An 18300-nucleotide genomic window follows, 5' to 3' on the forward strand; every position below is an offset into this window, starting at 1 on the left:
CCCTGATTGTACAAGACCCAAAAAAGGCTCCGCCATGGACGGGCAGGGTACTGTTCTGAGAGGCGCGCCGGGCCCTGTCGGCCCTTGCGGACTGTTGTTTTTTAGGGCGCCTGTCCGTCGGCAACGCCAAGGATAAACGTCCAATATAACAGTATGTTAATTTTGCATTCAGGTGGGCTGTCGCAATCAGGGCCTGCTCATCGTCCTGCGTAAAAACATAAAATCCAGGCGTACGGGCGGTGAGATTGCATTTATTTTTCAACGAGGATTGAAAAATGGTTTTCTTCGACGGAGGAACGAACCTCATCGATTCCGGCATGCTGCGTAAGCTGCTGTCGGAACTGGGGGTATTGAATGTGTTTGACAGTCAAGCTGGGCAGGGGAAGGCGCCGGCTGATGGGCAGTCACTACCAGGCGCCGATCAGCCCATTCCCGTAGAGCCGGACGGGGGTATCGGTGACGGTGCGGGACCGTTGCCGCCGCTGGATGGTGAACCCATCCCGGTGGAACCCGACGGTGGCATCGGCGACGGTGCCGGCCCGATCCCGTTTCCGGCTGAGCCGGAAGAGGGTGACGGTGATGTGCCTGTCACACTGCCGGTCGAACCCGGTGTCGAAATCGTCGATCTCGACGGTGATAGGCCGATGCCGGTGGAACCGGACGGCGGTATCGGCGACGGTGCCGGCCCGATCCCGTTTCCGGCTGAGCCGGAAGAGGGTGACGGTGATGTGCCTGTCATACTGCCGGTCGAACCCGGTGTCGAAATCGTCGATCTTGATGGCGACAGGCCCATGCCGGTGGAACCCGATGGCGGCATCGGCGACGGTGCCGGGCCGTTGCCGGCGGACGATAGCCCCATGCCGGTGGAGCCCGACGGCGGTATCGGCGACGGTGCCGGGCCGTTACCGGTGGACGATGGCCCCATGCCGGTGGAACCCGATGGCGGTATCGGCGACGGTGCCGGGCCGTTGCCGGCGGACGATAGCCCCATGCCTGTGGAACCGGACGGCGGTATCGGTGACGGTGCGGGGCCGATTCTTCTGGACGGAGGACTGGCTTTTGCCGGCGACGGTGCCGAAACCTTCTATTTCCCGGAAGGGGGCGAAAACGCGGCCGTTTTCGGCTTTGATGCCGACAGCGATATCCTCGACCTGTCCGCGACGGCCGGGGATTTTGCCGGTGTTGACGACCTGATGACGGCGGTCACGGAAGTGGTGAACCCCATGACATCCGATGTTCTCGGCATCTCCATCGATCTTGGCGACGGACAGATGGGCTTTGTCGGCGGTGTCAGCGCGGACGACTTGTCGGCGATGAACATCGTTTTCTGACATCATCGCAAATATGATACGGCAAAGGGGGGACCGTCTGACGGTCCCCCCTTGGCTTATGAGCGACCCCAAAGGGGTGTTGCATCAGCCTTGCACCCGAGGGTTTTGGAATGCACCCGCGTAACCCGTGCGTGTGATCCCGTGATCTTTCACATGGCTGGAAAATTTGCCCATGCCGCCGCCAGCGCCATACCGGCGATCATGGCCCGGGTGGCGGTCGCGGACCGCAGCATGACAAGGACGGTCACGGCGACGGCCACGCCTTCGCGAAGACCGTTTTGCGCCAGGCTCGACGCGACAAGCGCGGCAATCACGGCAACGGAAAGCCCGTCGAGAAAGCGTTCAACCCCTGGCGAGGCATCCGCCCGGCCCATCAGGAACGAACCAGCCAGGAACGAACCAGCAAGACGGCTTGCAAGCGTCACACCCGCGACGACGGTGATCGCGGCCCATGTGGACAGCGTGGACATCTCACCGGCCACGGAAAACCACCGCGGCAAGGCCGCCGGCAAGGGCCGCCAGGATCACATTCCAGCCGGTGGGCAGCCAGTCGACAGACAAAGCGGCTATGCCGGCGGCAACGATGAGCGGGGGAAGTGTGCTTCTTCGCCTCAAGTGTCCGGTGACCACGGTCGCAAAGAAGCAGACCATGACGACATCGATACCGAACCTGGCCGGATCGCCGATCAGCGATCCGGCGGCGGCTCCAATGCCTGTCCCAAGGACCCAGTTTGCCCACAGGACAAGGCCGCCGCCCAGAAGGATGCCGGCATCGCGCGCCCCCGCTTTGAACGCCGGTTGGCTATCCGCGAAATTGACGTCGCTCAGATAGTTCAGAACCAGAATCCGTCTGGGCAGGGGCAGTCTGTTGATCCATGGCGACAGGACGGCCCCCATGATGACATGCCGCGCGTTCAGGGCCAGGGCGACAAGGGCCAGCGAGCCGAAGGCGGTCGGTCGCGGCCAAAAGTCCAGGACGGCGAACTGGGCCGCGCCCGAAAAGGCGACAGCGCTCATGGCGATGGCCTGAAGGACACTCAGGCCGGACTCGACCGCCGCGGCGCCGAAGGCAATCCCGAACGGGACCACGAAAACGGCGACCGGAAAGGTGCGGCGCATGCCCTTTACGATCCCGTCCATGGTCAGAACCACGGGCGCACCGCACGCTTGGTCCGGTTTTCGTCTTATACTAACCATTATACAAGTTAGATAGGGAATGGCGTTGCTTGTCAACCGGTACAATGGTTAGAATGACATCATGACATATGCTGAAGGACATCCCGTCAGGCTGATCGCCGGGCGGTTGGCGCTGGACTTTCTCAACACGGCGGATTGGGCACCCGACGGCACTGTCTTGCATGAAAAGATCGCGGGGCTTGCGGATCTTGATGTCTGGGTGCGCGCGGTGGGCCTGTCGGCGGCGGCGCGTCCATCCTCCATCGATGTCGTGCACCGGTACCGCCGCGATTTGCGGCGGCTTTTCCGCACCGGGACGGGCCTCGGCTCGGCGACCCTTCAGGCGCGACTGCGTGACGTGGACATCGCCGGCGCCTGTTCTCTCGACGATCTTGCGCGCCAGCCGGTCCTCGGCCTCGTCGCGCTATCGGCCTTGTCGGTCCTGAGCGACCGGCGCGAGCGCGATCGGATCAAGACATGTCCGGGCGTCGATTGCGGCTGGATGTTCATCGATGAAACCCGGAACCGCCGCCGCAAATGGTGCCTGATGGAGACCTGCGGCAACCGGGCAAAGGCCGCTCGGCATTATCGCCGGATCAGCGCAAAAACCGAAACCGCATGACCGTCGGGGACCGAACGCAATGATCGCATACACCATGGTTGGAACCCGTGATCTGGACCGCTCCCTGCGGTTTTACGATCCGCTTTTCAGCGAAATGGGGTGGGACCGGTTTGCCGTAAGGCTATTGATGAAATCCGGATAAAACTTACGGTATCCGATCAAGTTTTCCTCACAAATATCCGGGAGAATCCTCAAGCAGACGTGCATAAAAGAAGCCTTGTGCTGTACGGGGTAAGAAGGATTGCGCCCGGATAGGAGATATGCAAGCTATGCAATTGGGGTGGCCGCCGTCTTCACTGAGTTTTCTTCACTGATCTTCGAACTCAACGGCAAGGCTTCAGAGGATTATGTCTTGGCGACATCTCTTACCATTCTGGAGTTTTTCGACAGTCTCTTTCGCTTCGGGGCGATCGCTAACCTGCTCTGGATCATTTTTCTGTCCGTGCGCCATCCTGCGGGAAGTCCGCAGTCCTTCTTTATGGTCGCAGCCCCGACCAGTACCATATGTTTTTTGATTGTTGCGGCTTTTGATGAAGACGCCTTATTCGGTCCCATAGGGAATATCTTACAGTTTTCTGCAAGGCTGACATTTATCCATATATGGTTTTTATGCGTCTCTATCCTCAAAGATGACTTTGATTTTGGATATCTATATAAAGTAATTTACTTCCTTTATATTGTCAGAGCTATCATATTTGTCGGACAATTTGTGTCTTATGAATTAATTAGTATGGTTTCAATTCCAGCAATGACAATATTAACGTCTTATCTGCTCTATATAAATATAAAAGGAATAAGGGGTGATTTAATATATAAAAGAATACAATTTCGGCTGTTTCTCGCCTTTATTATTTTGATTTTATATGTTGGAATTATGGTGGAAAGGTTATTTTTTAGCCGTACTCAATATATTGATAATATATCTATTCTTGAGTCTTTATCGGCTTTTCTGACAAGCAGTCTGTTTATCTACTATCTGGCAAGCGAGAAGATAAAAGCCCTTCTGAAAAGTCAGGCTGGCCCTGACCTTGCGAAGCCGGAAGCAGAAGATGCGCGCAGCAGGGAGCCGAGGCCTTTGGCCGCCGCCGACCAGCACAATCTGGCCGTGCTGAAAAAGAAGATGCAGGCAGGCCTGTACCGGGAGCAGGGCTTGACCGTCGCAAGACTTGCCGAAGAAGTCGGTGTCCCCGAACATCGACTGCGCAAGCTCATCAATACCTATATGGGGTATCGCAACATCGCGGAATTTTTGAATGAGTACCGCATTGCGGAGGCAAAGACCCGTCTGGCCGATATGCATCAGCGACACATACCGGTTTTAACCATCGCCATGGAAGCGGGCTATATTTCGCTGCGCCCTTTCAATCGTGCCTTCAAGGCGCTGACAGCACAGACACCCTCCGAATATAGAGAGCACCATCTATGTAACGATGGCTGATGTAACCCGCGCGCGGGCGATCTGGCCATGTCGCACGACCCGTCGATTTTGAACAAATCGCGTCAAAACCAGAAAATGTCCGACTTTTTCGAAATGGACGAGCCTTCTGCCTCTCTTGATCCCTACACACAGATTTCCGCACCGATAGCGGCCTGTATACGCCCGACAGCGCCAAGCCCGACAGCGCCGAGAACGTAACCACACTCCGTTTATCGGTACTCTGTTTTTGGGGAGACACCGCGATGGCCATCTTTACCGTCACCACCAACAGCGACAGCGGCGATGATCAAACCGTCACCGGCACTCTTGCCGCCGAGGCCGCCGATGGCGGCGGTCTGTCCCTGCGGGAAGCCATTCTGCTGGCCAACGCCAATGCGGGCGCGGATACCATCATCTTTGACGGCGCGGTGTTCACCGGCGACACCAGCAGCCTGATCCGCCTGACGGGCGGCGAGTTGAGTGTCACGGAAGCTCTGACCATCGACGGCAGCGACGCGACGGACCTGGTGATCACCGGCGATGCCAGTGGGGACGATACGCTGGTGGCGGGCACCAACATCACCGATGTGGCCAATTCGCTGTCCACCCAGCTGGACGACAACAGCCGGGTGATCGACAGCAGTGCCAGCCTGACGGTGAGCGACCTGACCATTACCGGCGGCCGCACCACGACCAGCTTTGAAGACGGCGGCGGCATTCGTGTCAGCGGCGGCAGCAACACGCTGTCACTCACAAACAGCACGATCAGCGGCAATTCGACGGCGGAAAATTTCTCCGGTGGTGGCGGGGTTTACAGCCCTGGTGCCGTCACGATCACGGGCAGCACGATCAGCGGCAATGCGACGGCGGGAAATTTCTCCGATGGCGGCGGAGTGGCCGGCTCTGGCACTGTCACCATCACCGGAAGCACGGTCAGCGGCAATACGACGGCGGGCTTTAGTGCCGCTGGCGGCGGTGTGTATGCCAACGGCGGTGTCACCATCACGGGCAGCACCATCAGCGGCAATGCGACAGCAGGGAACAATGCCGATGGCGGCGGGGTGGCCGGCTCTGGCACTGTCACCATCACCGGAAGTACCATCAGTGGCAATGCGACGGCAGGGGACAATGCCGCTGGCGGCGGGGTATACGGCGTCGTCGGTGTTAATCTGACCAACAGCATCGTCCTTGGCAATGTCACATCATACGTTGGCGTGCCCGGGGACGAGATCAGCGGCATTATGACATTCAACGGTCTGAACATCGTCGGTGCGGATACCGCCGCCTTTAACGCCAATGTCGATGCGGCGGTGATCAATGCCGATCCGACGACGGTGTTTGCGAACACGGCGGCCAATGCAGCGGACCCCGCCGTGATCGCCGGGGTCCTGGCCGACAATGGCGGCGCGGTTGAGACCATTGTCGTACTTGCCGGCAGCCAGGCGGACGGCAGTGGCAGCGGCGGGGCGAGCCTGGGCGCGGGGCCGGTGCTCGGCATGGAGCCGGCGATCACCCTGCCGGCCGCCCCGACAGTGGCGGAAGACGCCACCAATGTGGCCATTGCCGATACGGTCAACATTACTGACATCAACAGCGATGATCAGACTGTGACGCTGACGGTGACCGGCGGCACGGTGTCCACCGATGCCGGCCTGGCCGGGCTGTCTATCACCACCGGCGACGGCACCGACGATGCGACCATGGTGTTCAGCGGCACGCTGGCCATCGTCAACAGCGCACTGGATGCGCTGACCTTCACGCCGACCGCAAACCTGAACGGCACGGGCGCCGGCGCGATCCGTATCCAGACCGATGACGGCAATGGCGGCACCGACGACCAGACGCTGACCTTCGATATCACCGCCGTCAATGACGCGCCCACATCCACAGGGGCGAGCCTGTCGGCGACAGCGGGCGCCGGGCTGACGCTTCAGGTCTCGGACTTTACCTTTTCGGACGTGGACGGCGACAGCCTGGCCAGCGTGCGCATCGACACCAGCGTGTCGGGCCTGACCCTGAACGGCACGGCGGTGACGGACGGACAGGTGATTGCCCTTGCCGATATCACGGGTGGCAACCTGGTCTTTACCGGCGGCAGTGCGGGCAGCGCCGGTTTCACCTATTCGGTGGGCGACGGCACGACCTTTGCCGCCAGCCCGGCCAGTGCCAACATCACGGTCAGCAGTGCCACTCCGCCACCGCCACCCCCGCCCAACAGCGGACCGTCGACGGGCAACACAGCGGCGGCGGTGGACGCAGGCGCGGCCTACACCATCACCACCGGGGATTTCCCCTTCGACGATGCCGACGGCGACCCCCTGGATGCCGTCATCATCGACAGCCTGCCGGAGATCGGCGCCCTCACCCTGAACGGGGTGGCCGTCACCGTCGGCCAGACCGTCGAGGCAAACGATATCGCCGCCGGGCGGCTGGTCTACACATCCGACGCACGCGGGGCGGATGCGGATTTCATCTTCCGCGTCAGCGACGGCAGCCCGCAGATATCGGACGGCGCCCGCTTCACCCTCGCGGTCAGCGATCCGGACGACCTGCCGCCCCTTGTCGGAACGCCCGCGACCGATGCCATGATCGGCGGTGACGGGGATGAGAGGATCTGGGGCCGCGCGGGCGACGACATGAAGCACGGTGCCGGCGGGTCCGATACCATGGGCGGCGGCGCCGGCAACGACACCATCAATGGCGGCGGCGGGAATGACCTACTGTTCGGCGCAGACGGCGACGATGTGCTGGTCGGCGGCACTGGCAACGACACCCTGTTCAATAGTGCGGGCGCCGATACGGTAGGCGGCGGTGACGGCGACGACACGCTGTGGGCGGGTGCGGGCGACGACCTGCTGACCGGCGGCGCGGGCGGCGATACCTTCACCTTCGGGGCACTGACGGGCAACGACCGCATCACGGATTTTGCCCTGGGCGAGGACATCCTCGACCTGCGCTTTGCCGCCTCTGATTTTGCGACGCTGGACGATGTGGCGGCGGCCGCGCGCCTCAGCGTGGACAGCAATGGCAACCCCAGCCTGGTCATCGATCTGGGTGTAGGCGCGGACGGCGATCCCCAGTCCGTCACCCTGACCGGCCTCATCCGCGCCGACTTCGAAGACATGATGATTTTGATCTGATCGCGATGCCGGGCCGTTCCCGCGCTTTTAAGCGATCAGCCACTATCCACCTCCCGGAACGGGGCAGGGGGCTGCCGCCGACCAGCATACTTTGGCCGTATATAGGAAGGACACTCCATCCAATGATGGCTGATATGACCGCGCGCGGGCGATCCGGCAAATGCCGATCCGGCCCTTGTCTTTGCAGACACCTCTGGGGGAGATACTGCTCCTGCGCAATACCGTGACGGACTTTACAAGCTTTCAGTATGTTTTGAATGCAGCACGCTTTGTTGGCCAGCAGGCAGACACCCCCGGTGTGTTGATCGATCTTGGTGGTGGTCACAGTGTGCTGCCTGCGGAAATTACGCTCAGCGGGCTCGCCAAAGGCAATAAAATACTTTAAAAAAGTGGCCTAAAATATTAATATAAAATGCCTCTTTTCATGGTGCGGCGATGGCATGACTGTATGATGCGCCGCAACGGGCGCACTGCAATTCTCTCGCAGCAGCCGCACGCAGACCATCCAAGTTTATCGCGGCAGGTCGCGGTCCCTGATATATTTCTCGATACCGTCCAGCAGCATGTGCAGGGTGGTCTCGAACGTCCGCCCGCCGCTCTCGGCGGCATAGGACGGTAACAGGCGGTGCAGGGCGGGATAGTCGGCGACGGGCAGGGCGTCGATCGCTTCCAGCGCCGTTGCATCGGCCGGGCGAAGCAGGCCGCCGATTTCGGCCATCGCCAATCCAAGGACGCTCGCATAAAGACCGAAGCCGACGTCGACGATCATGGAATCCGGCACCCCCGCATCGCTCAGCGCCTGATAAATCACTTCCGTGTTTCTGAGATCTGCCGGCCCGGTCCCGCGAAAGCGCAACAGCAGCTTGAAGGTTTCGGGGTGGCGCTGGGCGAGCGTGTGGCACTGCTGCGCAAGCGAGACGATCCGGTCCCGCCAGGGCGCCTTTGGATCGGGAAGCTGTATCGTCTCGTTCAGCGCTTCCGCCATCGCCCGTTCAAGTTCGGCTTTCGATTTGACGTGATAGAGCACCGTCATGGGATCGCATCCCACTTTTGCGGCCAGCTTGCGCATGGTGAAGCCGGTCTCGCCTTCCGCCTCGATCAGTGTGATCGCTGTCTGGACGATCGCTGCACGCGACAATCCAAGACGGCCACGCTCTTTCAGTTTGTTGTTCACCGCTACAGATCTCTGTTGACTTCTACGGTGTAGGATATATTGACTCCTACGCCGTAGGACAAGCGTTTCCATGGGGTTGCGCGGTAGCTATCGATCGGACTCGCCAGGATGCTGGAGCGTACAATGGGAAACTTTGCAGGGCGGGGCCGGCCGGTCGGTTTGTTGGCCGCGATTTGTCTGGCCGCCTTCTCCGCCGTGGCTGGCGAAACGGCCTTCGCCCGGGACGACGGGGCCGTGTCCGCCGCCACACCGCCGCTGGTCAGGCTTATGACGGTGCCGGCGCCGACCGCTGTTCAGAAGCGCAGATTCTACGGTCGGGTCGCCGCAAGACAGACGGTGGATCTGGCGTTTCAGGTCGCCGGCAGAATTGAACGTCTGCCCCTGCTCGAAGGGGACCGGGTCAAGGCCGGCAGTCTGGTTGCCGAGCTGGACCTGCTGAATTTCCAGCTGGCGGTCGAACGCGCGGAACTCAATCTTGAGCAGGCCGAACGCGACTACAGACGCAATACCAAGCTGGCGTCCCGGCAGGCTGTTTCCGCGGTGCGTGCCGAGGATGCGGAGACGGTTCGGGATCTGGCGCGCGTGGCGCTCAGCCAGGCCCGCGACGACTTGGCCGAGGCAACGTTGACAGCCCCCTTCGACGGTCTTGTGGCCATAAGGGTTGTCGACAACTATACCACCGTGGCGGCCGGTCAGCCTGTTCTGCGTCTCCACGACATGTCCGAACTGCGGGTCGAGATCGACTTTCCCGAGCAGTTGCTGCGCCGTGTCCCGAGCCTGGGGGACGTCCGCTTCGAGACGGTGCTTGATGCCGGTATAGGGCCGGTGACGCTGGCCTTGCGCGAATATCGTGCCGAAACGGCCGCGATCGGGCAGAGTTATCTGGTCTCCCTTGCCGTTCCGCCGCGTCACGCGGGAAACCTGCTGCCGGGCGCTGTCACCACCGTCACGGCGTATCTGCGCCAGGACGATACCGACCTGATCCAGCTTCCCGTCACGGCGATCCAGTTGAACGCCGACCGCACGGCGAGCGTGATGCTGTTCGCGGGGGATGCGGATCGTGGCACGGTCCGCCGGCTGCGTGTCGCGGTCGTGGCGATCGACGGCACGGCGGTCGCGGTTCAGGGCGCCTTGATGCCCGGCCAGGAGATTGTCGCGACCGGTGGACATCTGCTCCGGGACGGTCAGGCGGTGCGCCGTTTCCAGGGCTTCGATTTGGTGCACTGACATGATCACCCTCTCCACCAGGGCGATCGAGCGCCCCTTGAACACATGGATCCTGATCCTCTTTTGTGTCTTCGGGGGGCTTTGGGGTTTCCTGAATGCCGGCCGGCTGGAAGACCCGGCCTTTACCATCAAGGAGGCGGTCGTCGTGACGCTTTACCCCGGCGCCACCGCTGCCGAGGTCGCGCGGGAGGTCAGCGAGCCTCTGGAAGCGGCCATCCAGAAGATGAGCCAGGTCCAGACGATCACATCACGCAACCGCCCCGGTGTTTCCGAGATCACGGTTGAGATCAAGCCCACCTATGACAGCGGCGAGCTTCCGCAAATCTGGGACGAACTGCGCAACGAGGTCGGCGACGCCGCCGTTGCTCTGCCGCAGGTTGCCGGCGCGCCAATGGTCAACGACACTTTCGGCGATGTGTACGGCATATTCTATGCCGTTACGACACCGGGCTTCAGCGACACTCAGATACATGCCATCGCGACGTTTCTGCGCCGTCAGCTTCTGACCGTCGACGGCGTTGCCGATGTCGAGATCCAGGGCTTGCCCGAAGAGGCCATCTTTGTCTCGCCCTGGAATGAGCAGATGGTCCAATTGGGTGTTCCGCCCGGTACCATCATTGATGCCATTGCCAACAGTGACCGGCTTGAGGATGCCGGCTCGGCGCGGAACGGTCAGGCGCGTGTCCAGATTGAAGCGCCTGCCCCTTACGACACGACGGAAGCCATTGCCGGTTTGACATTCGGTTTCAGGGGGCAAGTGCTCAACCTCTTCGATGTCTCCGACGTTTACAGGGCGCGTGTCGACGAACCGATGAACATCGTACGCTTCAACGGTGAAGAAGCGTTCACATTCGCTGTTTCCGGCATTCCCGGGGTCAACATCGTCGATGTCGGCTATGCCGTCGAACGGCACGTTGCCGCGCTGGCGCCGGAATTGCCGGTTGGCGTCGAGGTGCGGCCGATATACGAGCAGCACCGGGTTGTTGAAGAGGCGAACGACGACTTTCTCATCAGCCTTGCCCTCTCGGTCGGCATCGTCATCGGCATTCTTGCCATTTTAATGGGATGGCGCGCCGCCATTGTCGTCGGTGCAACCCTGGTCCTGACCGTCAATTCCACCTTCTTTTTCATGGCGCTCTTCGACATTCAGATGGAACGGATCTCGCTTGGCGCGCTGATCATCGCCATGGGCATGCTGGTCGATAACGCCATCGTCATTGCCGAGGGCATGCAGACCAGAATGCGGCAGGGCATGTCGGCACGGGATGCGGTGGACGGGATTGCCTCCCGGACGTCGCTGCCTCTGCTCGGCGCCACGGTGATCGGCATCATGGCCTTCGCCGGGATCGGGACGAGCCCCGACGCCACCGGCGAATTCCTGTTCTCGCTGTTCGCGGTGATTTCGCTGTCCCTGTCCATGAGCTGGATTCTCGCGGTGACCGCCACGCCCCTGATGGGACGCTGGCTGTTCCGCATCGGTGCGCCCGGCAAGGATGGCGATGCCTACAATGGCCTGCTTTTTCGCGCCTATGGCCGCCTTTTGGCTCTCGCCCTGCGGCTGCGCTGGCCCGTGACCGTATCCCTCGTTGCCCTGACCGTTCTCTGCATGGTCGGCTTTGGAAAGGTGCAGCAGCAGTTCTTTCCCTTTTCGACCACGCCTCTTTTCTATCTCAATTACAAGCTGTCGCAGGGCAGCAGCATCCGGGAAACCTCGGCGGATATGACGGTTCTGGAGGACTGGCTGCTGGCCCGCGATGATGTGGTCGCCGTGACAACGTCCGTGGGGTTCGGTGTTTCGCGCTTCATGCTGACCTATGACCCCGAGCGGCCGGACCCGTCATACGGACAATTGATTGTACGGACACAGTCGGCCGAAGCCATTCCGCGCCTGATGGCGGATCTGAAGCAAGTCGCGGCACAGGCCCTCCCTCATGCCGAGGCGCGGACGGAGCGGCTTGTCTACGGCCCGCCGGTCACGGCGGATCTGGAGCCGCGCTTCAGCGGCAAGGACCCGGATGTGCTGCGGGCATTGGCGGGGCAGGCCGCCGCGATCATGCATGACACACCGTCCATAATGGATGTGCGTCTGGATTGGCGGGAACGCGAAGTCGCGATGAGGCCGATCTATGTCGCGGAACGCGCCCAGGCGGTGGGCGTCGCGCGGGAAGAGGTCGCGCAGGCGCTCCTGTTGGCGTCCGACGGGGTGTTCGCCGGGCAGCTTCGCGAAGATGACCGGCTGGTCCCGATCTATGTCCGTCTTCCCGCGTATGTTCGCGCCCGCAGCGGTGCGTTGCTGGATCAGGTTGTCTATTCGGACGCCGCCGGGGAATATGTTCCGATCACCCAGTTCGTCGACGGCTTTGCTGTCGAGGTGCGCGACACGCTTGTGCATCGGCGGGACCGGGCGCCGACACTGACCGTTCAGGCCGATACCGTCGACGGGGTGACGCCGGCGACGGCGCTCGCCCAGGTCCGTGACCGCATCGAAGCCATCCCGTTGCCGGTTGGCTATCATCTTGAGTGGGGCGGCGAGTTCGAGGAATCGACCGACGCGCAAATGTCGCTCGCCCGCCAGTTGCCGATCGGGTTCCTGCTGATGATCCTGATCTCGATCCTGTTGTTCGGCCGTTTGCGCCAGCCTTTCGTCATCTGGATGCTTGTGCCGATGGCGGTCAACGGCGTCACCCTTGGCCTTCTCGCGACCGGCCTGCCATTCTCGTTCACGGCACTTCTGGGACTGTTGAGCCTGTCGGGCATGTTGATCAAGAATGGCATCGTCCTGGTCGAGGAAATCGATGCTCAGAGACGATCCGGCCTTGACCGTCTGGACGCCATCGTGTCCGCCAGCAAGTCACGCCTCTATCCCGTCACCCTTGCCGCCGGCACCACCATTCTCGGGATGGTCCCGCTTCTGAGCGATGCATTCTTTGCCTCCATGGCCGTGACGATCATGGGGGGCTTGGCCTTCGCGACGTTTTTGACACTCATCGCCGCCCCGGTGTTTTATCGCCTCGTCATTCGCTAGCGTCTGCCATTGCCGGGTCATTCAGCTTCGTATTCGCTTGGCACGCACAAAGAGGCCCCGAAAAAACGCACCGCTCCGACGGCGAAAGACGCTCGCATTCATGTTCCCGCGTGGCGGAGAGTGAGAGGGTTTACATGCTGTTTGGTCAGGATGTCCGGGCTTTGGCGGCAGAGCAGATAGTGGCTTTCGCAAAGGTCACGATCTATAAGAAATACCCAGCGTTCGCATTGAATTCACCATTCAGAATCTTGAACATCGAAGGAGTCTGGCATGCCTGAAGAAAACGACGTCCGCATTGAACGGGGACCCGGACGGCATCTGGTCGGTCTGCGCCGAACTGTAAAGATGGCCGAAGCGCCGTCAGTCTGCCCGCAAATGTGGGCTGAGCTCGTGCCGTCCGTGCCTCTGCCGGGGCAGGCGGAGCCGGTCATGTACGGTGTGAATGACGCCGTCGATATGGCGGGAGGGCAGTGGGATTATATGGTGGCGGTCGAAGTCACGACACCGGATATGTCTGACGGACATGATCACCTTGCATTACAGCCGTCTGCGTATGCGGTTCTCACCCATCGCGGTCCGGCCGGCGAGTTGGGGCAGAGCTATCAATGGTTCTTCAATGACTGGCTGCCCGCCTCCGGCAAGGAGCTGTCGGCGGCACCGTCCTATGAACGCTATGGCCCGGGATATGATCCGCAAACAATGTCAGGGGATACTGAAATCTGGTTTCCGCTCAAGACGTGACGCACCCGCTGACATTCGAGAACGGGCGCTTGGGCCTGCCATGTCGACACCTTGTACCGAAGCGAAATCCGCGAGCCGGCCGGGATGCCCGCGCTCTGTAAAGCCGGGGAAACACCGGTCAGGCCGGACCCGGATTTGAAATATCGTTCCAGCGACAGTGGGGTCTCGGCCATGCCGACAGAGACGTACGCTTTTAACTCAGCGGGCAGGAAAGCTTTGGTCGACGGCACCCGACCGGTGTCGTGCGTATGCTTGCGCTGTTTCAGGTCACTGGTGGACCCTACATAAATGTCGCCGTTTTTCAGTTCGAGAAAATAGACGGACCCGCATGGGATTTTCAGCCTTCCTACGCCCATATTGCAGTCGGGGCTTCGGAAGACACGCCTACGCCTATATCGCCTTCGCATGTCAGGCCCCAAGTGGCCTGCCACCCGAAGCCGAAGGCGCAGGGTGCTGGAAAATTGTTCGATATTTGGAAGCACCCCAGGGCGCGACTGCGCCCCGGCCGGTCAGGCCGCCCTCGCGGAGCAGGCCGCGGTTAGCGGCCCTGCGTGAGCGCAAAAAATTATGGCGGGCAGGGTGGGATTCGAACCCACGAAGGGCTTGCACCCTTGCCGGTTTTCAAGACCGGTGCATTCAACCGCTCTGCCACCTGCCCGGCGGGATACTGGCTGAAACCCTGCGGCTTATAGAAAAGTCGGCGCGGTGCGTCCAGCCCCCGCGTGTGATCCTTTGCACTTTTGCCATGTCCGTTGCGGTAGAGCCGATTTCCCGTGCTCGGCTGGGCCGTGCTGAGCGCAGCGTCCTACCGTCCGCCGCACCGTGCTTGCGCTGTGTGATGCGACTTGCTAGACACATCGGCAGGATACGAAGGGGCACAAGATATCGTGGGTCAGGGGCATCTCCCGCCATTCATCCTGTGGCCGTTTCGTCCGGCCCGTCAGGGCCGCATCCCTGAAAGACCGCATTGAAACAAAAAGAAGGGCCAGCCGTTGAGCGACACCCCGTCCATCAGCCCCGAAGATCGCGACATCAAGCCGATCACCATCGAAGAGGAAATGAAAGCGTCCTATCTGGATTACGCCATGAGCGTGATCGTCAGCCGGGCGCTGCCGGATGTCCGCGACGGGCTGAAGCCGGTGCACCGGCGCATCCTCTATTCGATGCATGAAAACGGCTATGAATGGAACAAGCCATACCGCAAGTCCGCGCGCATCGTCGGCGACGTCATGGGTAAATATCACCCCCACGGCGACAGCGCCATTTACGACGCGCTGGTACGCATGGCCCAGGATTTCTCCATGCGCGCGCCGCTCATCGACGGGCAGGGCAATTTCGGCTCCATGGACGGCGACGGCGCGGCGGCCATGCGCTACACCGAAGCCCGCATGGCCAAGATTTCCTCCACCATCCTGGCCGACATCGACAAGGACACGGTGGATTTCCAGCCCAACTATGATGAAAGCGAAAGCGAGCCGAAAGTGCTGCCGGCGCGCTTTCCCAACCTTTTGGTCAATGGCGGGGCCGGTATTGCCGTCGGCATGGCCACCAACATCCCGCCCCACAATCTGGGCGAGGTCATCGACGGTGTGCTGGCGCTGATCGACGATCCCGAAATCGACACCGCCGGCCTGATGGACCATATCAAGGGCCCGGATTTTCCGACTGGCGGCATCATTCTCGGCGGCGCCGGCATCCGTCAGGCGTTCGAGACCGGGCGCGGCTCCATCACCATCCGCAGCCGCAGCCATTTCGAGGAGATCCGCAAGGACCGTGAGGCCATCGTCATCACCGAAATTCCCTTCATGGTGAACAAGGCCTCGATGATCGAGAAAATCGCCGAAAATGTGCAGAGCAAGCGCATCGAGGGCATTTCCGACATCCGCGATGAATCCGACCGCGACGGTGTCCGCGTGGTGATCGAGCTGAAGCGCGATGCGGTCGCCGACGTGGTGCTGAACCAGCTCTACCGTTTCACCCCCGTGCAGACCAGTTTCGGCATCAACATGCTGGCGCTGAACGGCGGCCGGCCCGAACAGCTGCCCTTGCGTGCCATTTTGCAGGCATTCATCGATTTCCGCGAGGAGGTCATCACCCGCCGCACCAAGTTCGAACTGAACAAGGCGCGCGACCGGGCGCATATCATGGTCGGCCTGGTGACGGCGGTGGCCAATATCGACGAGGTGGTCGCCATCATCCGCGGTGCCTCCTCGCCGGCCGCCGCACGCGAGGCCCTGATGACGCGCGCCTGGAATGCCGGCGACATTCTGCCCTATCTGGAACTGATCAGCGAGACCGGCACCCTGTCCGACGACGGCTACCGCCTGTCGGAAATTCAGGTCAAGGCCATTCTCGACCTGCGCCTGCACCGGTTGACCGCGCTCGGCCGCGATGAAATCGGCGAGGAATTGAAGGAACTGGCCGACAGGATTCGCGGCTATCTGGAAATTCTCGGCTCGCGCGTGCGTTTGTTCGAGGTGCTGCGCGGCGAACTGGACGCCGTGCGCGCCGAATTCGCCAATGACCGCCGCACGGAAATCGACCTGGCCAGCGCCGAGGCGTTCGACGATGAGGACCTGATCGCCCGCGAGGACATGGTCGTTACCGTCACCCATTCCGGCTATATCAAGCGGGTGCCGCTGGCCACCTACCGGGCACAGCGGCGCGGCGGCAAGGGTCGCTCCGGCATGCAGACGAAGGAGGAGGATTTCCTGTCCACCGTCTTTGTCGCCGACACCCATACGCCGGTGCTGTTCTTCTCCACCTTCGGGCAGGTCTACAAGATGAAGGTGTGGCGCCTGCCGCTCGGCACGCCCCAGTCGCGCGGCAAGGCGATCATCAACCTGTTGCCGCTGAAACCGGGCGAAAGCATCGCCACCATTCTGCCCCTGCCGGAAGACGAGGACAGCTGGGCCGACCTGAACGTCATGTTCGCCACCGCGCACGGCAATGTCCGCCGCAACCGTCTGTCCGATTTTTCCAATGTCATGTCCAACGGCAAGATCGCCATCCGCTTCGCCGATGAGGACGACAGCCTGATCGGTGTCGCCGTCTGCACGGAAGACGACGACGTGCTGCTGGCGGCGGCCGGCGGGCGCGCCATCCGCTTCCCGGCGACCAAGGTGCGTCTGTTCGCCGGCCGGACATCGACCGGCGTGCGCGGCATGATGCTGGGCGCGGGCGACCATGTGGTCTCCATGTGTATCCTCAACGGTGCCGATGCCGACGCCGACGAACGTGACGCATATCTGCGCGCCGCCGCGTGGAAGGCCGAACCCGCCGAGGCAACGCTGAGCGCCGAGCGCATGGCCGACCTGGCCGGCAGGGAACAGTTTCTGCTGTCCGTGACCGCGAACGGTTTCGGCAAACGTTCCTCCAGTCATGAATACAGGCTGACCAACCGGGGCGGGCAGGGCATCTGGAACGGCCCGTCCGATGAGCGGATGCGCGGCCAGATCGGGCCGGTCGTCTCCGTCTTTCCCATCAATCCGGATGATCAGGTGATGATGGTCACCGATCAGGGCAAGCTGATCCGCATTCCCGTGCACGATGTGCGCATCGCCGCGCGCAACACCAAAGGGGTCACCATGTTCAAGGTCACGGACGATGAGCATATCGTCTCCGTCGCCTATCTGGGTGACGCCGGGGCCGAGGATGATGACGAGCATGACGAAGACGGCCCCGAAACCGGGACCGCCGATCCTGAAGCCGTCGACACTCAGACCAGCGCCAACAGCACTGGTGGGGAAGAGGAATAATCCTCTTTCCCGCCCGCCTGCCGTCCATATTCTCTATTAGGCCGCTTTTCAGGGATTGAGAAACAGCAGAACCAGCGCGCCGAGGCCGAGCACGCCGGCCGACAGGCGGCCTGCCGCCCGCATCGTCCTGCCGCGTGCGAAGACCCGGCGCAGACGGGCGGCGGCGGCCACCCACAGACAGTCGATGCTGACGGATATGACGAGGAAGCTCACCGTCAGCAGCGCCAGTTGCGGTTCCACCGGACGGCTGTTCGAGAGGAATTGCGGGAAAAAGGCGGCGAAAAAGATCACCACTTTCGGGTTCGTCAGCGCGATCCACAACGACCGCCCGTATGCGCTCAGGGCGCTCCGCTCTGTCGGCAGATCATCCTCGCCGATCCGCCCCTGTGGTGTGGACCGGAAGGCGCGCACCGCCAGATAGATCAGATACGCCGCCCCGGCATAGCGTATGGCATCCAGCGCCAGCGGGATTTGTTCCAGCAGAAAGGCGAATCCGGCAAGATAAAGCCCCAGATACAGCATCGCCATTGTCGTCGCCCCCAGCGCCACGGCAAGGCCGAAGCGGGCGCCGTGCTGCAGGGTTTCGGCGATGATCAGGCTGACGATCGGGCCCGGTGTGATGATCAGCAAGGCCGACGTCACCAGGAAAAGCCCGTACAGCGCCGGGTCGACGATAGCGGTCATGTGAC

The 18300-nt window shown here is 61.6% G+C and carries 15 protein-coding genes and 1 tRNA gene; 10 read left to right on the forward strand and 6 right to left on the reverse strand.

The genetic code is table 11. The annotated features are described in order from the left end of the window. The first annotated feature begins 275 nt into the window (after positions 1-275). Positions 276-1331, forward strand: a complete 1056-nt coding sequence (locus BXY39_RS06425; RefSeq protein ID WP_121938021.1) for a hypothetical protein — start codon at positions 276-278, stop codon at positions 1329-1331. A 149-nt stretch (positions 1332-1480) separates the two neighbouring features. On the opposite strand, the gene BXY39_RS06430 is transcribed toward BXY39_RS06425, so the two are convergent. Beyond that, positions 1481-1813 carry an AzlD domain-containing protein gene (locus BXY39_RS06430; RefSeq protein ID WP_147453490.1) on the reverse strand — a complete coding sequence of 111 codons (333 nt, stop codon included), beginning with the start codon at positions 1811-1813 and terminating at the stop codon, positions 1481-1483. Further along, positions 1803-2471 (reverse strand): AzlC family ABC transporter permease, encoded by a 669-nt coding sequence (locus BXY39_RS06435; RefSeq protein WP_170163670.1) that lies wholly within the window; start codon positions 2469-2471, stop codon positions 1803-1805. The genes BXY39_RS06430 and BXY39_RS06435 overlap by 11 nt, the downstream gene beginning before the upstream one ends. A gap of 118 nt (positions 2472-2589) precedes the next feature. Here BXY39_RS06435 and BXY39_RS06440 point away from each other — a divergent pair, with 118 nt between their 5' ends. The 5 genes from BXY39_RS06440 to BXY39_RS06460 all read left to right on the forward strand — a co-directional run bounded on the left by BXY39_RS06440 (position 2590) and on the right by BXY39_RS06460 (position 8071). After that, on the forward strand, positions 2590-3129 hold the full coding sequence (locus BXY39_RS06440; protein WP_121938024.1) for a CGNR zinc finger domain-containing protein: 540 nt from the start codon (positions 2590-2592) through the stop codon (positions 3127-3129). A gap of 19 nt (positions 3130-3148) precedes the next feature. Further along, complete coding sequence (locus BXY39_RS19900) at positions 3149-3271, forward strand: VOC family protein (protein WP_281269998.1); 123 nt, start codon at positions 3149-3151, stop codon at positions 3269-3271. 138 nt (positions 3272-3409) lie between these two features. Next, positions 3410-4567 (forward strand): AraC family transcriptional regulator, encoded by a 1158-nt coding sequence (locus BXY39_RS06450; protein WP_121938025.1) that lies wholly within the window; start codon positions 3410-3412, stop codon positions 4565-4567. Positions 4568-4809: 242 nt separating this feature from the next. Further along, a complete protein-coding gene (locus BXY39_RS06455; protein ID WP_121938026.1) occupies positions 4810-7686 on the forward strand; it encodes a beta strand repeat-containing protein in 2877 nt (958 codons plus the stop codon). 160 nt (positions 7687-7846) lie between these two features. After that, positions 7847-8071 (forward strand): hypothetical protein, encoded by a 225-nt coding sequence (locus BXY39_RS06460; protein WP_121938027.1) that lies wholly within the window; start codon positions 7847-7849, stop codon positions 8069-8071. Between the two features lie 126 nt (positions 8072-8197). On the opposite strand, the gene BXY39_RS06465 is transcribed toward BXY39_RS06460, so the two are convergent. After that, the gene (locus BXY39_RS06465; protein ID WP_170163671.1) at positions 8198-8860 is read right to left on the reverse strand and encodes a TetR/AcrR family transcriptional regulator; all 663 of its coding nucleotides are present in this window, start codon (positions 8858-8860) and stop codon (positions 8198-8200) included. Between the two features lie 123 nt (positions 8861-8983). Between BXY39_RS06465 and BXY39_RS06470 the strand changes: the two genes are divergently transcribed. The 3 genes from BXY39_RS06470 to BXY39_RS06480 all read left to right on the forward strand — a co-directional run bounded on the left by BXY39_RS06470 (position 8984) and on the right by BXY39_RS06480 (position 13853). Next, positions 8984-10087, forward strand: a complete 1104-nt coding sequence (locus BXY39_RS06470; RefSeq protein ID WP_170163672.1) for an efflux RND transporter periplasmic adaptor subunit — start codon at positions 8984-8986, stop codon at positions 10085-10087. A gap of 4 nt (positions 10088-10091) precedes the next feature. Further along, positions 10092-13112: an efflux RND transporter permease subunit gene (locus tag BXY39_RS06475; protein WP_121938385.1), complete on the forward strand. Its 3021-nt coding sequence runs from the start codon at positions 10092-10094 to the stop codon at positions 13110-13112. A gap of 270 nt (positions 13113-13382) precedes the next feature. Then, positions 13383-13853, forward strand: coding sequence for a GyrI-like domain-containing protein (locus BXY39_RS06480; RefSeq protein ID WP_121938030.1), 471 nt, complete (start codon positions 13383-13385; stop codon positions 13851-13853). Here BXY39_RS06480 and BXY39_RS19990 read toward each other — a convergent pair. After that, positions 13784-14260, reverse strand: coding sequence for a GIY-YIG nuclease family protein (locus BXY39_RS19990; protein WP_342779428.1), 477 nt, complete (start codon positions 14258-14260; stop codon positions 13784-13786). The genes BXY39_RS06480 and BXY39_RS19990 overlap by 70 nt on opposite strands. A gap of 161 nt (positions 14261-14421) precedes the next feature. Beyond that, a tRNA-Ser gene (locus BXY39_RS06490) sits at positions 14422-14511 on the reverse strand. Between the two features lie 334 nt (positions 14512-14845). Here BXY39_RS06490 and gyrA point away from each other — a divergent pair. After that, positions 14846-17611, forward strand: a complete 2766-nt coding sequence (gene gyrA, locus BXY39_RS06495) for a DNA gyrase subunit A (protein WP_121938032.1) — start codon at positions 14846-14848, stop codon at positions 17609-17611. A 48-nt stretch (positions 17612-17659) separates the two neighbouring features. Here the strand turns inward: gyrA and BXY39_RS06500 are convergent, their stop codons facing one another. Beyond that, the gene (locus BXY39_RS06500) at positions 17660-18295 is read right to left on the reverse strand and encodes a LysE family translocator (protein ID WP_170163673.1); all 636 of its coding nucleotides are present in this window, start codon (positions 18293-18295) and stop codon (positions 17660-17662) included. Positions 18296-18300: the final 5 nt, after the last annotated feature.

It is taken from the genome of Eilatimonas milleporae, from assembly GCF_003688555.1.
GTDB classification, from domain to species: Bacteria; Pseudomonadota; Alphaproteobacteria; order Sphingomonadales; family Kordiimonadaceae; genus Eilatimonas; species Eilatimonas milleporae.